This window comes from Stenotrophomonas sp. TWI1183, assembly GCF_039673115.1.
Taxonomy (GTDB): domain Bacteria; phylum Pseudomonadota; class Gammaproteobacteria; order Xanthomonadales; family Xanthomonadaceae; genus Stenotrophomonas; species Stenotrophomonas maltophilia_AA.
Window position 1 is genome coordinate 75,332 of record NZ_JBDJKZ010000015.1, and the last position, 18,944, is coordinate 94,275.

The window sequence follows — 18,944 nt, forward strand, 5'->3', positions numbered from 1 at the left end:
CGCGGCGTGTCATTTGATCGTTCTTGCTGTCCGCTGCCGCTCGCCGCGCGGGCCGCCTCAGCCCTTCACCGCGGCCTCGATGGCCGCCACGTCGATCCTGCGCATCGTCATCATCGCCTCGAACGCGCGCCGGGCCACGGCGGGGTCCTTGCTGGTCACCGCATCGGTCAGTACCCGCGGAGTGATCTGCCAGGACAGGCCCCACTTGTCGCGGCACCAGCCGCAGGCGCTTTCCTCGCCGCCGTTGCCGACGATCGCGTTCCAGAGCCGGTCGGTCTCGGCCTGGTCATCGGTCGCGATCTGGAAGGAGAAGGCTTCGCTGTGCTTGAACGCCGGGCCGCCGTTGAGCCCCAGGCAGGGAATGCCGGCGACGGTGAAATCGACGGTGAGTACGTCCCCCTGCTTGCCGGAGGGGAAGTCGCCCGGTGCGTGATGCACCGCGTGCACCGCACTGTCCGGGAAGGTGGCGGCGTAGAACGTGGCGGCCTCCAGAGCGGTGCCGTCGAACCAGAGGCAGATCGTATTCTTGCTGACCATGGGCATCTCCTGCAGCGGAGGAAGGCAGCCTGGCATGCGCGGAGCCGCCGGATCGCGCGGAGGCTCAGGTTGTGCACCCAGCGCAGGCTCAGGGTAGCGACGCAGCTGTTAACCCAGCGCGCGGGTAGCTCCGGCGAACCACGAGGCGCGCCTGCGCCCGCGGAGGCTCGGCAGCGGGAAGTATGAATGCGAGAGCGTCTGGAGTCGCCAGCCCTGCGCAGCGGTGCCGATGTCCGATGTCCGAGGCCCGATGCGGTTGATGATGCGAATCATTGCTATTACCATAGTGTGATCCGGGTCGCGTAAGGGATGCGCGCCCGCGAACAGTTATCGAGCCCGCGTCGGGTCCACGCCCCCCGCCAGCCGCTGCCTGCCCCCACTCCGCTCCGCCGCAGGCCACCCAGGACGCCGGCCATGCGCGTTGCCGACTTTCTGGAAACGCCGATGACCCGCTCCACCCATGTGCTGTCCCGCCCGTCGATGCACCGCCGCCCGCTGCCGCAGGCCTTGATGGTGGCCCTGTGCACCTTCGCCGTCGCGCCTGCCTTCGCGCAGGACGCTGCCGCTGATGCCACCACCCTGGACAGGATCGTGGTCAAGGGCGAGCGCGCCGAAGGCTATTCGGTCCGCAGGACCTCGGCCGGTACCCGCTTCGATCTCGCCCCGCGCGAGATCCCGCAGTCGGTCAGCATCATCAGCCACCAGCGCATCGAGGACCAGAACCTCGATGACATCATCGACGTCCTCGCCAACACCACCGGCGTCAGCAGCACCCAGTCCGATACCGAGCGCACCGAGTTCTACGCGCGCGGCTTCTACATCGACAGCTACCAGTTCGACGGCCTGCCGACGCAGATGGTGCAGAACTGGAGCTACGGCGATTCAGGCCTGGACCTGGCCCTGTACGACCGCGTGGAAGTGGTGCGTGGCGCCACCGGCCTGCTGTCCGGCGCCGGCAACCCGTCCGCCTCGGTGAACCTGATCCGCAAGCATGCCGACAGCGCCGAGCTGACCGGCAATGTGTCGGTCAACGTCGGCAGCTGGGGCCGCACCCGCAGCACGGTGGACGTGACCACCCCGCTGAATGCCAGCGGCTCGGTGCGCGCGCGCGTCATCGGCAGCTACCTGGACACCGAATCGCAGATGGACCGCTACGACCAGCACAAGACGCTGGGCTATGCGGTGATCGACGCCGACCTGACCCCGGACACCCAGCTGAGCGTGGGCTACGACTACCAGCAGAAGCGCGCCAACGGCGCGACCTGGGGTGGCTTCCCGATGCTGTTCTCCGACGGCAGCCCGACCCCGTTCGATGAATCTTTCAGCGCCAACCCGCGCTGGACCTACTGGGACACCACCAGCAAGCGCCTGTTCGCCACGCTGGAACATGCCTTCGCCAACGACTGGAAGGTCAAGCTCGGCGCAACCCACGACACCACCAAGGCCGACGACAAGCTGTTCTACCCGGCCTACAACGACTGGACCTCGGGCGCATCGCTGCTGGACAAGACCACCGGCGCGGGCGTCTCACCCTCGGCCGGTTTCTACAACACCGAGCGCAAGGTCAACGCGGTGGACGGCTTCGTGGAAGGTCCGTTCCAGCTGTTCGGCCGCGAGCACCAGTTCATGGCCGGCCTGAGCTACAACAAGCGTGAGTTCGCCAACTATGGCGACTACCAGGTCGGCTGGGCGCCGTTGGACAACTATCTCGCCGGCGTGGGCGATTTCCCGGAACCGAACTGGGTCGGCACCCTGCCGCTGCAGAGCGAAGGCACCATCACCCAGAAGGCTGGCTACGTCGCCACCCGCCTGTCGCTGGCCGATCCGCTCAAGCTGATCCTGGGCGCGCGTTACACCGACTGGAAGAGCGAAGGTGAAGGCGATGACCGTTCGCACAAGGTCACCACCCCTTACGCCGGCCTGGTGTTCGACATCAACGACACCTACTCCACCTACGCCAGCTACACCGAGATCTTCCAGCCGCAGACAGCGCGCGACCGCAGCGGCAGCTACCTCGATCCGGTGGACGGCAAGAGCTACGAAATCGGCGTCAAGGGCGCATGGTTCGACAACCGCCTGAACGCCTCCGTCGCTGCGTTCCGCATCGAGCAGGACAATGTCGCGCAGATCACCAGCGAGCCGATCGCCAGCCGTCCGGGTGAGTTCGCCTACATCGCTGCGCGCGGCACGGTGAGCCGTGGGTTCGAGTTCGAGCTCAATGGTGAACTTGCGCCGGGCTGGAACGCGACCTTTGGCGCCTCGCGCTACGTGGCCAAGGACATCAACGACGCGGACATCAACACCAACCTGCCGCAGACCACGATCAAGCTGTTCACCAGCTACACCCCGCAGTCGCTGACCGCGCTGACCGTCGGCGGCGGTGCCAACTGGCAGAACGGGATCTACTACCCGGTGCCTGCCTACGGCCGCATCGAGCAGGGCGGCTATGCGCTGGTCAGTGCCTTCGTGCGCTACCGCATCTCGCCGGAGTTCAGCGTGCAGGCCAACCTCAACAATCTGCTGGACAAGACGTACTTCTCGCAGATCAACGGGTACGGTGCGTACGGCGATGGGCGCAATGGCGGCCTGACGTTCACCTGGTCGTTCTGATCGATCATTGATCGCAACGCGTCAACAAGGAGAGCCGGGCATTGCCCGGCTCTCTGCGTTTTGCACGATGCGCAACGGACGCGCGGCGCCGCACGGCCAGACCTCGGTAGTGCCGGCCGCTGGCCGGCAGCCTCATGAACGATGAAAGTCTTGCCTGGTTGCCGGCCAGCGGCCGGCACTACCATCAACGTCGTGCGCGCAGCACCAGCGCCAGACCGTCACGGCCGCGCGCGCAGCAGCGCCAATCCAAACCCGATGAAGATCGTGCCGACCACGCGGTCGAACACTTTGCGCAGCCCCGGCTTGGCCAGATGACCGGCCAGGCCTCGACCGCCGGCGGCGTACACCGCGTACCAGAACATCTCCATCACCGCGAAGGTGCCCACCAGGATCACGAACTGCGGCAGCTGCGGCTGGGTGAGATCGACGAACTGCGGCAGGAACGCGGAGGCGAACAGCAGCAGCTTCGGGTTGCTGATGCCGATGATGAAGCCGTCGCGGAACAGTACGGTGCGCGAACTCGGCACCAGCGCCGTGGTGCTGCCCACGTCGATCGGCGCATCACCGCCACGCCAGGCCTTGATGCCCAGGTAGACCAGATACGCCACGCCGGCATAGCGCAGCACGTCGAAGACCATCGGCGACGCCTTGAGCACCGCGCCCAGCCCGGCGGCGGAGATGGCCAGGGCCAGCACCAGCGCGGTCAGGCAGCCGGCCATCGCAGCGATGCTGCGGCGGAAGCCGACCCGCACGCTGCGGGTCATCACGTGCAGCATGTTCGGGCCGGGCGTGCCGCACAGGACGAACACGGTGACGGCGAAGATCCACCAGGTATGCAGATTCATGGCAATGCAGTTCAGGAGAGGTAGTGCTGGCCGCTGGCCGGCTCCCCATGATGCCTGACACAGAATGCACCAACATGCCAGGCACCCGCGATGGCCGGTGTGCGCAACACATTTGTCCGTCCCTGCACGCAGCGGGGCATGACCGGCGCTGCTGCAAGCCACTACCGGGGCGCCGTGATGGCGCCCCGGTGTGTCACCTCCGCATCAGCCCGCGATCAGAACCGCAGATCCGCGCGCACGTACCAGTAGCGCCCGCGCGGGATGTCGTAGGTCGAGGCGTCGTAGCCGTTGAGCGAGCATGACAGGCAGATCGGCGGATCCTTGTCGAACACGTTGTTCAGGCCGGCGCTGAGCTGCAGTCCCTTCATCCAGTCGACCTTGTAGCCCACCTGCATGTCGTGGAAGGTGGTCGCCGCCAGTTCGTTGGTGCCCTCGGCCTGGTTGCCGCAGATCGGGAAGGCGGCCACATCGCCGCACTCTTCGGTGAGCTTGGAGATATGGCGCACCGTCCAGGAGGCGTTCCAGTTGGACAGGTTCCAGCTCAGCGTGGCATTGCTGGTCCATTCCGGAATCGAGCTGTCGGCCACTTCCACGCCGGGCTCCTGCGGCTGCTTCTGTCCCGCCGCCCCCAAGGCCTCGTAACGCCCGACGAAGGTGTTCTGCCAGCCCAGCTTGAACTGGCCGATCTCCGTCTGCGGCAGGGTCCAGAACAGGTCCACATCCCAGCCATCGGTCTTGATCGAGCCCAGGTTGGTCAGCCGGTTGTTGAAGCTGCTGACCGCGCCGGTGGAGGCCCGCGTGATGCCGGCGCAGTAAAGCGGGTCCAGCGTATCCACGCACAGGTCGAGCTGGGTCTGGGCGTTGATCGCCTGGATCGCGCCTTCGATGTGGTGGCGGTAGAACGTCACCTCGACATCGAAGCGCTCCGACCAGGACGCATTGCTGCCGAACCACGGGCTCCACACGAAGCCGGCACTGAAGCTGCGCGAGCGCTCCGGATCCAGCTCGGCGTTGCCGCCGGTGGTGACCGAAATCTGCGAGTTGGCCTGCTGGAAGCCGCCGGGCACGCCGAGGGCGGCGCAGTTGGCCGCGTTGCCGCGGGGTGGCGTGCCGCCGAGGCCGACCGAGCAGGGATCGAACAGCTGCAGGTCGGCACGCGCGGCCGAGCCGTACAGTTCGCCGATCGACGGCGCACGGAAGCCTTCGGCATAGCTGGTCCGCAGCACGAAATCGTTGGTCACCTGCCAGCGCAGGCCGTACTTCGGCGTGAACTCGCCACCGAAGGTCGAGTAGTCCGAGTAGCGCCCTGCCAGGCTCAGGTCGAGCTTCTCGCCGAGCGCGCTCTTGGCGAAGATCGGCACGCTCAACTCCAGGTAGGCCTCGTTGACGTCGTACGAGCCGGACGTGGGCAGCGAGGGCACGCCGTTGTAGTGGCCGATCACGGTCAGCGGATCCGGATCGTAGCGGCCCTCGTACTTGCGGTACTCATAGCCGGTGGCGAACGAGACCGGGCCGGCCGGCAGGGTGAACAGTTCGCTGCTGAGGTTGGCGGTGAACAGGCTCAACTCGTTCTGGCTGCGGTCGCGCACCACCGGCTGGATCCAGCGCAGCATGTCCGGCGTGATCGAGCCGACCCCGCCGAAGATGTTCAGCGGCACGCAGCCCGGCGTGGCCGCACACACCGCCGGATCGCCCAGCGCCATGTTGACCTTGTAGATGTCGTAGCTGCCGTAGTTGGTCTGCTCGGCCTTGTTCTTGCTGTACATCCCGTTGAGGTCCCAGAACCAGCTGCGGTCCGCCGCCTGGAACTGGCCGACCAGACCGGTGGCGAAGTACTGGGTGTTGACCTCCTGCTCGAATACGCGCGCGCCACCTTCGACCGGGCGGCGGCCGATCAGGCTCATGTTGCCCGAGGCGACCAGATCGAAGCCGAACGGGTTGTACGGGTTGAGCCCCGAGACCACGATGTTGTCGGCCAGCGGGTTGCCGGTGGCGCCATCGGGACCGAAGAACAGCGGCTCGGGTGCGGCCTGGTTGGTGGATTCGCGGCGGTTGCCCAGGGCCTTGATGTACCACTGGATGTCATCGGTGAGATCGAAGCGGAACTGGCCGAAGATGCCCTTCCGCTCGGACGGCGTGAGCACCATGTTGTACTCGGCGAAGTTGAAGCGGTCGGCCGAGGTGAAGCAGTGGTAGTCATCGCTGCGGGTGCAGCCGGCACTGCCGTCATAACGTGGGTTGCTCACCCCGGTATTGGGCACGATGTCCTGGTCGGCACCGGTATTGGGATCCACGAAGGAGAAGCGCCCCTGCGGAATGCCGCCACTGCCGAACGCCAGTCCGGTGCCCGGGATGGGGAAGCGCGACTGCTCGCGGTCGCGCGCATACACCGGATCCTGCTTGGTCCAGCTGGCGCCCAGGAACAGGCTGTAGCGGTCGCCACGGGTGCCCCACGCCAGGTCCACGCCCTTCTGGGTGCCGTCGCCCTTGCTGTACTCGCCGTAGTTCATCGTCACCTGCGCACCGTCGAATTCGCGGCGGGTGATGATGTTCACCACACCGGCGATGGCGTCGGAGCCGTACAGCGAAGAGGCACCGTCTTCGAGCACTTCGATGCGCTCGACGATGGCCAGCGGAATGGTGTTCAGATCGGTCGCTGCGCCCACGCCGGATGCGGAGGACTCATTGACCCAACGGATGCCGTCGACCAGCACCAGGACCCGCTTGGCGCCCAGATGGCGCAGATCGACCTGGGCCGAGCCCGCGCCCACGCCGCTGCCATCCGGCGGAAAGCCGAAGTTGCCCGAGGAATTGAACTTCGCATTGAGCGCCGAACCGGAGCCGGTCAGCTGCTGCAGCACATCGCCGATCGAGGTCAGGCCGGTGCGCTCGATCTCGGTGCGGGTCAGGGTCTGGATCGGCACCTGCCCTTCCACCTCGGCCCGCTTGATGCGGCTGCCGGTCACTTCCACCCGGTCCAGGTCGGTGGTACTGCGTGGCGCGTCCTGCGCGCTGGCCAGGGCCGGCGCAGCCAGCAGCAGGCACAGCGATACGGCAACCGCCAGCGGGCGGTGATGCAGGTTGTTCATTCGCTCTCTCTCCAAAGGAATGGTGGGCGGACCTGCCGCGCCCCCCTGCATGGCGGCAGTGTCTCCTTTGTAAACAACCTGTAAATGTGAAGGAGTGACGTATTCCACTCTTTCACGCGGAATCGACAAAGCCGACTGCGTGTGCGCGTTGCTTCCAACCTCTCCCTGGACGGAGCCACGCAACAAAGAACGCCCTTGTTTCCAAGGGCGTTCGAGGTCATGCAAGCGGGGCCGTCGGGCCGCTACTGGACGAACGCGATCCGGTCCATCCCGGCGTTGTTGGCGGCCGCGAGAACCTTGGCCATCACGTCATAGTGCGCATCGGGATCGGCTGCAATGCGCAGCGTCGGCAGGTTGCCCGCGTGGTCGTGCGCCTGTTCCTGCAGCCGCGACTCGAGCGTCTCCACGGCGACCGGCTGGCCGTTCCAGTAGGCCTGGTTGCCGGCGTCGACCCGCACCTCGATCGGGGGCGGTGGCAACGTCGGTGGCACCACGGTGGTGGGCTGGGGAAGATGGACCGGAATCGGCAACGCCACCATCGGGGCGGTCACGATGAAGATGATCAACAACACCAGCATGACGTCGACCAACGGGGTCACGTTGATCTCGGCCAACGGTCCTGCATGTCCTGCTGCGCGGAAGGCCATGGTCTGCTCCTTGACAGGGGGCCGGCTGCCCCAAGGCCGAGACTACGCCCACGCCCCCCTGCTTCCGCGTCCTGGCAGGGATCCGTTCATCCTCGAGTCGGATTGCCCTCACCGCCGTTCACCCGCCCCCGTTATGCTTTCGGCATGACACGACTTCCCCTGTATTTCTTCAGCGCGACCGTCCTGCTGGCCTGCACCGGCGTCAGCCCGGTCGCCGATGCCCAGAACCTGGATGCGCAGCGCGCGCAGCTCAAGGCCGTCATCGACAACGCCGAGCGCGGCCAGTTCGACCCTGCCCAAGCGGCCGCATTGAGCCGGCACCCGCTGTATGGCTGGGTGGAGTTCGCCAACCTGCGTCGCAACATCGATACCGTCAGCAACGCGCAGGCCCAGGATTTCCTCAAGCGCTACAGCGGCCAGGCCGTCGCGACCAGCTTCCGCAACGTGTGGCTGCCGGCCGTGGCCCGCCGCCAGGACTGGCCGACGCTGCTGGCCAATTGGACCGACACCGCCAATGTCGGCCTGCGCTGCGCCCAGCTCAATGCGCGCCAGGCCACCGGCAAGGCCGATGCGCAATGGGTCAGCGAGGCCCAGGCGATCTGGCGCAGTACCGGTAAATCGCTGCCCGATGCCTGCGACCCGGTGTTCGCGGTCCTGGATGCCAAGGGCGGCATGAACGCCGAACTGCGCTGGGCACGTATCGACGCAGCGGCCGATGAGCAGCAGCCTGCCGTGATGCGCAGCGCCGCACGCGGCCTGCCGGCCGCCGATCTGGTGCTGGCCAACACGTATGCCGCGTTCGTCGACAAACCCAACGCCAGCGCACTGAACTGGCCGCGCAACGAACGCAGCCGGCGCATCGCCGCCGATGGCCTGGCCAAGCTGGCCAAGGCCGACCCGGGCGCGACCGAACAGCAGCTGCCGCAGTATGCCGATGCGCTGCAGCTGAGCGCCGCGCAGCGCGCGCAGGTGCTGTACCAGATCGCGTTGTGGACGGTCGCCTCGTACGGTCCCGAATCCGCCCGCCGCCTCAACGCCGTGCCCGAATCGGCGTACGACGAGCGCCTGCACGAATGGCGCGCACGCGAAGCACTGTCGCGCGGCGACTGGCCGGCCGCGCTGACCGCGATCCGCAAGATGGGCCCGACCCAGCGCGCCGACTCGCGCTGGCGCTATTTCGAAGCGCGCATGCTGGACAAGACCGGCAAGCGCAGTGAAGCGCAGGCCGCCTTCCGTGAGGCGGCCCGCGCGGCCACCTTCCATGGCTTCCTCGCCGCCGACCAGCTCGGCCAGAACTACACGCTGTGCCCGTGGGAACCCAACGACAGCGCCCAGGCGCAGGCGGCGGTCGCGCGTGACCCGGCGATCATCCGGGCGATGGAACTGTTCAAGATCGAACGGGCAGGCTGGGCCGTGGCCGAATGGAACGACGCCCTCAGCCGCTACGACACCACGCAGCGTCGCCTCGCCGTCGAAGTCGCCCGCGACAACGGCTGGTTCGATCGTGCGGTGTTCTCGCTGGGCAAGACCCCGGACGAGCAGCGCCTGTATTCGCTGCGTTTCCCGCTGCACCACGACGACAGCATCCGTCGCGAGTCCGCGCGCAACGCCATCGACCCGGCCTGGGTCGCCGCGGAAATCCGCGCCGAGAGCATCTTCAACCCGAAGGCGCGCTCGCCGGCCAACGCCATGGGCCTGATGCAGGTCCTGCCGGCCACCGGTGCGGCCGTGGCCAAGTCGATCGGCCTGACCAACTACGGGGGTGCGGCCAGCCTGTACGACGCGGACACCAACATCGCGATCGGCACGGCCTACCTGCGCCAGCTGATGAACAAGTACGACGGCCTGCCCTACGTCACCATCGCCGCCTACAACGCCGGCCCGACCCCGACTGCCCGCTGGCAGTCGCAGCGCCCGGGCTTCGATCCGGACATCTGGATCGAGACCATCAGCTACAAGGAAACCCGCGAGTACGTCGCGCGCATCCTGGCCTTCAGCGTGATCTACGACTGGCGCTTGAACGGCGACGCGCTGCCGGTGACCGACCGCATGAACGGCCGCCTTCAGGTCAAGCGCAAGACCTTCGCCTGCGCGGCCAACGCCGACAAGGGCGGCGACTGACCGGTCTCGGTAGTGCCGGCCGCTGGCCGGCACTTGGGGATCTCCGGGCATTGCGGGTAGTGCCGGCCGCTGGCCGGCTCCTGGGGATCTCCGGGCATTGCAGGGAGCCGGCCACCGGCCGGCACGACCGGTTGGCGTCGCGTTGGCCCACTGCGGCATCATGGGCGCATGAAGATCTATCTTGTCGGCGGCGCCGTGCGCGACCGCCTGATGCAGCAGACCCCCGGTGACCGCGACTGGGTCGTCGTCGGCGCCACCCAGGCGCAGATGGAAGCGCAGGGGTACAAGGCCGTGGGCCGGGATTTCCCGGTGTTCCTGCACCCCGACACCGGTGAGGAATATGCGCTGGCCCGCACCGAGCGCAAGTCGGGCCGCGGTTACCGCGGCTTCGTGGTCGATGCCGATCCCTCGGTGACGCTGGAAGAAGACCTGCAGCGCCGCGATTTCACCATCAATGCAATCGCCTGCGATGAAGCCACCGGTGCCCTGGTGGATCCCTATGGCGGCGTGCGCGATATCGAACAGCGCGTGCTGCGTCATGTCGGCCCGGCCTTCATCGAGGATCCGCTGCGCGTGCTGCGTGCGGCCCGCTTCATGGCGCGCTTCGCCCCGCTCGGCTTCACCGTGGCCGACGAGACGGTGGCCCTGATGCGCGAGATCGCCGCCAGCGGCGAACTCGAGGCGCTGGTGCCCGAGCGCGTCTGGCAGGAACTGCGCCGCGCGCTGGCTTCTGCCCGGCCGTCCGCCTTCCTGCGCACCCTGCACGATGCGCATGCGCTGGGCGCGATCCTGCCCGAGCTGGAGGCGCTGTACGGCGTGCCGCAGCGCGTGGAGTTCCATCCGGAAGTGGATACCGGCGTGCACCAGGAAATGGTCAGCGACATGGCCGCACAGCTGGCGCCCGGCGACGATCTGATCGGCTTCGCCGCGCTGACCCATGACCTCGGCAAGGGCCTCACGCCGCCCGACGAATGGCCGCGCCACATCATGCACGAGCAGCGCGGTGTGGCCCCGCTGCGCGCGCTGGCTGAACGCCTGAAGGTACCGGTCGATCACCGCCAGTTGGCCGAAGCGGTCTGCCGCGATCATCTCAACGTGCACCGCATCGACGAACTGCGCGACGCCACCGTGCTCGAGTTGCTGGCCCGGTGCGACGGCTTCCGTCGCCCCGAGCGGATCGCGCAGATCGCGCTGTGCTGCGAAGCCGACAAGCGCGGCCGGCTGGGCTTCGAGGACAGCGACTACCCGCAGGGTGAAACGCTGAAACGCCTGCACCTGGCCGCGCTGGCAGTGCAGGCGCGCGATCTGGATCTGAGCGGATTGAAGGGCCCGGCAGTGGGTGAAGCGCTGGCCAAGGCACGGGTAAAGGCGATCAGCGCAGTGCGTACGCGCTGATCGATGCCTGGGCGGCAGACCCCGGCCCCGCCTGATCCAGGCGAACCGGACGCCGTCTCAGCTGGCGCTGGCCGCGCACGCGGGCTGTGCCAACAGCCAATCGCGCGCCGCTGCCGCCGCGTCCTCGCCTTCACCGACGACCACATCCGGAGCGATCTTGCCGCCATCGCCCCGACCGTTGCGGTCGACCATCACGTTGCCGGTGACCAGCAATGCACTTCCGTCGGGCAGACGCTCGGTACGGTTGCCGGTCGAGAAGCCCGCCGTGGGCTGGCCGAAACTCCGGGCATTGGCGCGCCCACGGAAGGCCAGCGCCGTTGCTTCCCCTGAGCTGGCGGTGCGCGGACCGAACAGCACCGCCACCGGTGCGCCCGGCTGGCGGAGGCGATACACCGCCGCGCCACCGTCGAGCATTTTCTTCTGCTCCAGCCAGACGGCGCCATCGTGCGACGACCATGACCGCGCCGCATCGGCCGTGGCGAACGCACCGATCCGCAGCGCATCGCCATCGGCCTCTTCCAGCAGCGGCGCCAGGCCCAGCAGCATCGGCCACATGTTGCCGCCGCTGTTGCCCCGCAAATCCACGACCCAACCGCATCGTTCCGCCCGGTCCTTGCCGCGGATCGCGTTCTGCAGCCTGCCGGCAAACGCCAGGCTCGCCTGCTGCCAGGCCTGACTGCCACCCGCGCCGCTCGCGTTGAAGGCTCCCACCGTCATCCATCCAATGCGGCGGCCCACCGTATCCATATCCCGCTGCAGATCCGTGCGTTGCGGCGTGGCGCTGGCCTGGCGTATGGGCTGATCTTCAGTGGTTGGCGTGGTTGCCGCCACCGTGCCGCGGTTCAATGGCGGCTGCAGCGACGGGTGCGTCGCCGGCATCCACCGCCCATGCCCGCCGCTGCTCACGGCAATGGCATCGCGCAGCAGCGGCCAGGTCTGCGCGGGATCGGCATCGGGCGCCTGCAGGCGAGTGCGCAGCGCCTGCCAGCCGACCTTGTCGCGGTACAGCGCCTCGCGTTCCAGCACCTCGACAATCCGTGCCTGCACCGCCGGCGTCGGCATGTCCTGTCCGTTCGCCATCGGTGCAGACAGCACACCGGCCAGCAGCGCGAGCAGCGAAGAACGAGACCCTCTGGACATCACCATCGCGCTACATCCGTGTAGTTGAGTGGGCCGCAGCATAGCGCTGCATGCGGCCCCAGGAAAAGCAGGCACGACGCAATTCCAGCGACACGCCAGCCCGAAATGAAGAGCACCTCATCCATTCCGGGCGGCGTGCCGGCAATCAACCCGTGCCCGCACCAACCTCACCAATCGAACCGCAGCCCGATGTTGCCTTCGATGCTCTTGCGCTCCTTCTGCTCGCTGCTTTCCAGGTCGCGGGTGTAGTCGGCCACCGCAAACGCACTGACGTTGGCGTTGAAGCGCGCGACCACGCCGACGCCCACTTCCAGTGCGCGCGAACCCTGCTGGTTGGTCAACTGATTGGTGCCGAAGGTGATGCGATCCTCGCCATCGAAGGTCTGCCAGTAGTTCACTTTGAAGTAGGGCTGCCAGCCATTGCCCGCGAGGGTGTAGTCGGCCGCCAGACGCAGGCCGACGCGGCCGGTCCATGCGTTGTCGTTGTCGTAGCCCACGGTGGAAATGCGGTCGGCGCCGTCATCCAGTGCGGTGCGCTGCCAGATCACCTGCGCCTGCGGCTCCAGCCACCAGGCGGACTGCCCGAGCTGCAGCAGCGGCTTGCCGACTTCCAGCGAGGCGGTAGTGCCGTCACCGCGCAGATCGATGCCGAGCCCGCGTGCCGACCATGCATTGCCGTCGTAGCGGCTCTGCATCACCACCGTGTCCAGGTAGCCCCCGGCGCTGCCCACGCGGGTCCAGTACAGGCCGACGTGCTTGTCGTCCAGGCGGGTGCGGCCGACGGCCACGTTGTCCCAACCGATCGCGAAACCGTTGACGTTGCCCTGCGCACGGGTGCGCCCGACAAACACACCGACCTGGTCGCGGTGGCGGTCATCGGCGTTGGCGAACAGATCCACGCCGGCCTGGATGCCCTGGATGTCACCGTCGAAGCTGGGTCTGGCGTCGCCTTCCCAGTGCTGCTCATGGCTCTGGCCGATCATCCGCGCCCACGCCGCGCGGAAGCCACCCTGCCCGGCCAGCAGGCGCTGTTCGCCCTGGCGCTCGTGGAACGTGCCCAGGCTCAGGAGGCTGGTCTCGCGCAGCAGCGGCGGCACCACGGCATACGTGGCTGCCTCCACCCGGTACAGCGGAATGATGTCGCCGTCGGCGGGCACCGCGCCGGGCGTCGGCGGCACCGCCAATGGACCGGGTACTGCGGCGGGGGTCGTCGGTACCGGCGGCGGGGTATCGGCCTGCGGGGGCGCCACCGGTGCCGGTTCGGGCGGCGGCGGTGGCGGTGCCGGTTCGGGGGCGAGCGGGTCCGGGTTCTCCGGCAGATCCGGCGACGGCGGCGGGGTCAGTGGCGGCGGTGGGGTGCCTGCATCCTCCGGCGGCGGCGGTGGCGGGGTGACCGTGGATACACCCGGCGGCGCGGGCGCCGGGGCCGCCAGGACACCCGTTACCAGCGTCGATCGCAGATACCAGTTCTCGCTGCTGCCGGCACTGACGCCGCCCTTGAACAGAAAGTACTCGAACGCACCGGCCGCGACCGGGTTGTACAGCGCGAATGCGTTCGGCGCGGTGCTCGCGCCGTTGATCGACTGCACCACCAGGATGCCGTCGGCCAGCGTCGCCGCGCCACTGCCACCCGCGTTGAGGATGCCCAGGCCGGTGCTGCCGCTGGCCACGCCATTGGAGATCACCAGGCGGTCAGAGGGCGCGCCGTCACCCGCCAGCACCGATTGCAGGTACACACCGCCGTTGTTGCCGACGTAGTTGCCCGCGATGGTGAACGCATCCCCCGGACCATTGCTGCCGTTGCTCAGGTCGATGCGACCGGCATTGATGACGTTGACCTGCTGGCCTGCGGTAAAGCTGCGCACGCTGGCGTTGAGGCCGCCGGCGAACACCGTGCTGGTGCGGTCGATATCCAGGGTGCCACCGGCGGTGGTGGCGTCGGCCAGCACCAGATCGGCATCGACGGTGAGCTGGCTGTCCTGGCGCAGGTTGATCTGCTCCCAAGCGGTGAAACGCGCCACGCCATTGGTCTTGACGTTGTTCAGGGTCAGCAGGTCGGTGCCCGCGCCACCGGTGAACAGCGGTAACGCGCCGAGATGGCTGTTGTTGAGGTTGCTGAGCGTGCTGACGTCATCGCCCTCGCCCATGTCCACGGCGCCGTAGACCACGCCCCCACCGGACCAGGTAAGCCGGTCCGTGCCGGTGCTGGCACGGATTTCGCCACGCACGGTGCCACCGGTGATGGTGATCGCATCGTCGCCACCGCTGACGCTGATGTTGCCGCCGATGTAGCCGTCGGACAGGAGGATGGTGTCATTGCCGAAGCCGGTGACGAGGTTGCCGTCGATGGTGCCGCCGGACATGTCGAAGGTGTTGTTTTCCAGTTTCATGTTGACCCGGCCGATGCGGCCGCCGGTCATCTCGGCATAGTCACCGTCGTCGAAGCCGCCGATGATCTGCCCGCCGGTCATGCGGAAGCGATCGGTGCCGTCGCCCTGCAGCAGCGCGCCGACCGTGCCACCAGTCATCAGGAAGACGTCCTGGCCACTGCCCTGCTGCACCGTGCCGGTGATGGTGCCGCCGCTGACCTCCAGCGTATCCACCCCATCACCCTGGTCAACGCTGTCTATGACCCCATCGCGCATCAGCAGCGTATCGTTGCCTGCGCCTTGCACCACGCCGCCGCGGATGCTGCCGGCCAGCATCTCCAGCCGATCATTGCCGGCACCAAAGAAGACACCGCCGGTACTGCCGCTGATCACCCCGCGATTGATCACGATGGAAGCGGCATCCAGCTGCAGGGCACGCCCGGCGGCGGCAAGGATGTTTCCGTCATTGATGATCAGGTGCCCACCGCCACCGGCCTGCAGCGTGATGGCGTTGCCGGTGGCAGGCGCGAGCTGGGCGTTGCCCAGCACATTGAGGGTGATGGTGCTGCTGCCTGCCGCGCCGGTGACCGGGACAGTGTCCGGATTGGGCAGTTGGCTGGAGCAGGTCACGGTCTGACCGGTGGTGGGCGCAGGGTTGTCGCAGCCCGCCCAGGCCGGGAATGCCCCGGCCATCAGTGCGGTGCCGAGGGCGCCATAGCGGCCAACATGCAGTAGACGGGCTATCTGGACGGACAGCAGCGGCCGAGCCGCCCGAGCAAGCATCTGGTGCATGTACCTTTCCTGTTCAGCAGAAGGGGGACAGCAACGGCCCAGTGCTTTTACGGATGACCGGCGTAGGTACTTTTACTGCGCAAACGTGATGCGAAGGTAAAGAATCCGGACGGATGCCGGCGCCGACGGCATGTGCGCCCGCATGCCCTCGCATTCAGATTTTCAGGTAGACGCGCCGGCGATCCAGCACCCACACCACGCCCCACCAGATCGCCACGAAACCCACGGCGCAGGCGAGCGAGGCCAGCTTCTGCGCCTCCGGCAATGGCCGCTCCAGCGCATGGAACATCCAAGCCCATGCACCGGTGGCCCCCAGCACGAGGGCCATCGCCGAGGAACCGAGATAGGCCGCGATCGCGTTCACGCCGAAGCGCCGGCCCAGCGCGGGCGCGCCCCAGCGATCGATCAGCAGATGCGCCAGCAGCAGTGCCGCCACGGAGAAACCGCCCGTCCACAGCACGAAGCTCGGCGTCCACAGCTGCTTGTTCAGCGGCAGCCACAGGGTGGCCAGGCCGCCGATGGCCAGACACACCGCTGCGAGCATCGCCAGCTGCGGCGCTCGGCCGGCCCGCAGCCACGCACCGGCGCGCAGGCCGAGCAGCGTACTGGCGATCGCGCCCAGGCTGCTCAGCAGCCCTTCCGGGTCATGCCCCAGGCCGGTGAGCGCGGAATACTTGTACAGGAAGGGGGCGAACAGCGCAGTATCCAGCCGGCTGGCCGGATTCACCCAAGGCTCCAGCGAATCGGCAGACAGCAGGATCGCGGCATAGGCCACCAGCAGGCCCACGATCACCGCCCATTGCGTCCGCGCCTGCGTGTAGACCGCCAGCACGCCGACCACCGCCACGCACAACGCGATACGCTGCAGCACACCCCACAGGCGATACGCCGGCAGCTCGAACAGCCACCACGCCAGCAGGTGCAGCAGCGCGCCGGCGACCAGGATGCGCAGCGCGCGTTGCAGGACCCCACGCACCAGCGCCGAACGCGTGGCCGGGTCGCCCGCGCGCGGGGCCAGACTGAAGGCCATCGAGACGCCGGCGATGAACAGGAACAACGGGAAGATCAGGTCGGTCGGGGTGAAGCCGTGCCAGTCCGCGTGCAGCAGCGGCGCGTAGACATGGCTCCAGTCGCCCGGGTTGTTGACCAGCAGCATCGCCGCGACGGTCAGGCCGCGCAGCGCGTCGATCGAGCCCATCCGTCCTGACGGCGTGGCGCTCATACGTCTTCGCGCTGCCCGGCGATCCAGGTGCTGCGCACCTGCAGGGCGTCATCGAGCAGCACCAGATCGGCGTGATGCCCTTCGGCGATATGCCCGTAGCGGTCATCCAGATTCAGGAACTGCGCGGGATAGGTCGAGGCCATGCGCGCCGCCTCGGCCAGCGATACGCCCAGCAGCTGCACGCTGTTGCGCACCGCCGTGGCCATGTCCAGCGCCGAGCCGGCCAGTGAGCCGGCCGCATTGCGCACCACGCCGTCCACCGCGGTGATGACCTCGCCGTACAGCTCGTAGCTGGGGTCTTCCGCACCGACCGGCGGCATCGCATCGGTCACCAGCATGACCTTGCCACGCGGCTTGGTCGCCAGCGCCACGCGCAGGCTGGCCGGGTGCACGTGCACGCCGTCGGCGATGATGCCGACCCAGCTGTCGCGGTCTTCCAGCGCCGCTCCCACCGCGCCCGGCTCGCGCCCCGTCAGCGGCGACATCGCGTTGTACAGATGGGTGAAGCCACGGATACCCGCCTCCAGGCCGGCACGCGCCTCTTCATAGCTGGCGGCGGTGTGACCGGCCGCCACCACCACGCCCCGTTCGACCAGCGCGCGGATGCTCTCCAGCGGCACCCGTTCGGGGGCCAGCGTGAGCAGGGTGACGCCGTTGTCCAGCGAGGCCGCCAGGGCGATCTCGGCGGCATCGGGGACGCGGAACTTGTTGGCGTCGTGGGTGCCCTTGCGCGCCGGCGCGATGTACGGGCCTTCCAGATGGATGCCCAGCACGCCGGGCACGCCTTCGCTGATCGCCTGGCGGGTCGCGGCGATGGCCGCGCGCATCACCTGCACGTCGTCGCTGATCAGGGTCGGCAGCAGCCCGGTGGTGCCGAAGCGGCGGTGCGCCTGCGCCAGCGTGCGCAGCGTGGCGACATCCGGACTGTTGTTGAACAGCACCCCGCCGCCGCCGTTGACCTGCGCATCGATGAAGCCCGGCAGCAGCCAGCCGCCGCCCAGGTCCACCTGCTCATCGGCCTGGCCGAGCATCGGCGCGGCATCGGAGACCAGCGCGGTGATCCGCCCGCTTTCGATCACCACCGCCAGGTCATCGCGGAAGTCGTCGCCGGCCAGGATGCGGGCGTTGCGCAGGACAGTTTTCATCAGACGGTTTCCGTCACCTTGTTCAGATGCGGCGGCAGATCGGGGTTGTGGCCGCGACGCAGCGCCAGCGCGTTGATCGCGCGGTAGAAGCTCTGGATGGTCAGCAGCGGCGCGCAGGCCGGGTGCGGTGTGACCGGCAGCGGCAGGTCGCCATCATCGACATCGGCCAGCCAGACCTGGGCATCGCGCGCGGCGAACTCGGCCAGCACCGCGCGGGTGCCGGCGCCGGTTTCATCCGGCTGGGCGAACGCCAGCACCGGGAAGCCGGGGCCGACCAGCGCCATCGGGCCGTGCTTGACCTCGGCCGAGCTGTAGGCCTCGGCGTGCAGGCCGCAGGTTTCCTTGAATTTCAGCGCCGCTTCCTGCGCGGCGGCCAGGCCGAGGCCACGGCCAAGCACGAACAGGTTGTGCGCCGGCACCAGGCCCTCGGTCAGCGACGACCAGTCGCTGTTCCAGGCCGCGCGCAGGGCATCGGGCAGCGTGCGCAGCGAAGCGATCAACCCGACGTCCTGCGTCCAGTACGCCACCAGCTGCAGGATCGCCGAGAGCGAGGCCAGGTAGCTTTTGGTCGCCGCGACGCTGCGCTCGGCGCCCGCGCCCAGCGGGATCACCGTCTCGGCCAGCTGCGCCAGCGGCGAATCCTCGACATTGACCAGCGCCACCACGCGCGCGCCGGCCGCACGGGCAGCCTCGGCGTTGCGCAGCAGGTCGGGGCTCTTGCCCGACTGCGAGATCACGATGTACAGCGCGCCACGCAGCTTCAGCGGCGCTTCGTAGACCGAGCCCACCGACGGCGAGGCCGAGGCGGTCACCAGCCCCAGCCGCGTTTCCAGCAGGTACTTGGCGTAGGTGGCGGCATGATCGGAACTGCCCCGCGCGCAGGTCACCACGAACGGCGGCGGCGCCGCGCGCAGGCTGGCCGCCAGCGTCTCCACGGCCACCTGGTTGCGCGCGAACTGCGCGGCGATCACATCGGCGGCCTCGGCGGCTTCGCGGTACATCAGGGTGTCGTGGGGAGCAGGCAGGGACATG

General features: G+C 68.1%; 12 protein-coding genes. 3 read left to right on the forward strand and 9 right to left on the reverse strand.

The features are described 5' to 3' along the window. Positions 1–57 precede the first annotated feature (57 nt). Entirely contained in the window at positions 58–537 is a 480-nt protein-coding gene (locus tag ABE434_RS13955) for a VOC family protein (RefSeq protein ID WP_176988202.1), read from the reverse strand. Between the two features lie 444 nt (positions 538–981). Here ABE434_RS13955 and fhuE point away from each other — a divergent pair, with 444 nt between their 5' ends. Then, positions 982–3,147, forward strand: a complete 2,166-nt coding sequence (fhuE, locus tag ABE434_RS13960; protein ID WP_346479269.1) for a ferric-rhodotorulic acid/ferric-coprogen receptor FhuE — start codon at positions 982–984, stop codon at positions 3,145–3,147. 218 nt (positions 3,148–3,365) lie between these two features. Here fhuE and ABE434_RS13965 read toward each other — a convergent pair whose 3' ends face one another. The 3 genes from ABE434_RS13965 to ABE434_RS13975 form a co-directional block, all read right to left on the reverse strand. Further along, the gene (locus tag ABE434_RS13965; RefSeq protein ID WP_179460062.1) at positions 3,366–3,992 is read right to left on the reverse strand and encodes a LysE family translocator; all 627 of its coding nucleotides are present in this window, start codon (positions 3,990–3,992) and stop codon (positions 3,366–3,368) included. Positions 3,993–4,207: 215 nt separating this feature from the next. Beyond that, entirely contained in the window at positions 4,208–7,081 is a 2,874-nt protein-coding gene (locus tag ABE434_RS13970) for a TonB-dependent receptor (protein ID WP_346479253.1), read from the reverse strand. 242 nt (positions 7,082–7,323) lie between these two features. Then, the gene (locus ABE434_RS13975; RefSeq protein WP_346479254.1) at positions 7,324–7,728 is read right to left on the reverse strand and encodes a biopolymer transporter ExbD; all 405 of its coding nucleotides are present in this window, start codon (positions 7,726–7,728) and stop codon (positions 7,324–7,326) included. Positions 7,729–7,872: 144 nt separating this feature from the next. Between ABE434_RS13975 and ABE434_RS13980 the strand changes: the two genes are divergently transcribed. Both ABE434_RS13980 and ABE434_RS13985 read left to right on the forward strand, forming a co-directional pair. Further along, positions 7,873–9,849 carry a transglycosylase SLT domain-containing protein gene (locus tag ABE434_RS13980; RefSeq protein ID WP_346479255.1) on the forward strand — a complete coding sequence of 659 codons (1,977 nt, stop codon included), beginning with the start codon at positions 7,873–7,875 and terminating at the stop codon, positions 9,847–9,849. Positions 9,850–10,017: 168 nt separating this feature from the next. After that, positions 10,018–11,244, forward strand: a complete 1,227-nt coding sequence (locus ABE434_RS13985; RefSeq protein WP_346479256.1) for a multifunctional CCA addition/repair protein — start codon at positions 10,018–10,020, stop codon at positions 11,242–11,244. A 57-nt stretch (positions 11,245–11,301) separates the two neighbouring features. On the opposite strand, the gene ABE434_RS13990 is transcribed toward ABE434_RS13985, so the two are convergent. From ABE434_RS13990 to ABE434_RS14010, 5 genes are all read right to left on the reverse strand, one after another. Beyond that, positions 11,302–12,384 carry a S41 family peptidase gene (locus tag ABE434_RS13990; RefSeq protein ID WP_346479257.1) on the reverse strand — a complete coding sequence of 361 codons (1,083 nt, stop codon included), beginning with the start codon at positions 12,382–12,384 and terminating at the stop codon, positions 11,302–11,304. Between the two features lie 167 nt (positions 12,385–12,551). After that, complete coding sequence (locus tag ABE434_RS13995) at positions 12,552–15,545, reverse strand: autotransporter domain-containing protein (protein ID WP_346479258.1); 2,994 nt, start codon at positions 15,543–15,545, stop codon at positions 12,552–12,554. Between the two features lie 154 nt (positions 15,546–15,699). Continuing rightward, entirely contained in the window at positions 15,700–16,767 is a 1,068-nt protein-coding gene (locus ABE434_RS14000) for a heparan-alpha-glucosaminide N-acetyltransferase domain-containing protein (protein WP_346479259.1), read from the reverse strand. Then, the gene (nagA, locus tag ABE434_RS14005; RefSeq protein ID WP_346479260.1) at positions 16,764–17,912 is read right to left on the reverse strand and encodes an N-acetylglucosamine-6-phosphate deacetylase; all 1,149 of its coding nucleotides are present in this window, start codon (positions 17,910–17,912) and stop codon (positions 16,764–16,766) included. The genes ABE434_RS14000 and nagA overlap by 4 nt, the downstream gene beginning before the upstream one ends. After that, positions 17,912–18,943, reverse strand: a complete 1,032-nt coding sequence (locus ABE434_RS14010) for an SIS domain-containing protein (protein WP_346479261.1) — start codon at positions 18,941–18,943, stop codon at positions 17,912–17,914. Before ABE434_RS14010 ends, nagA begins: the two co-directional genes overlap by 1 nt. Between the last annotated feature and the right edge of the window lies 1 nt (position 18,944).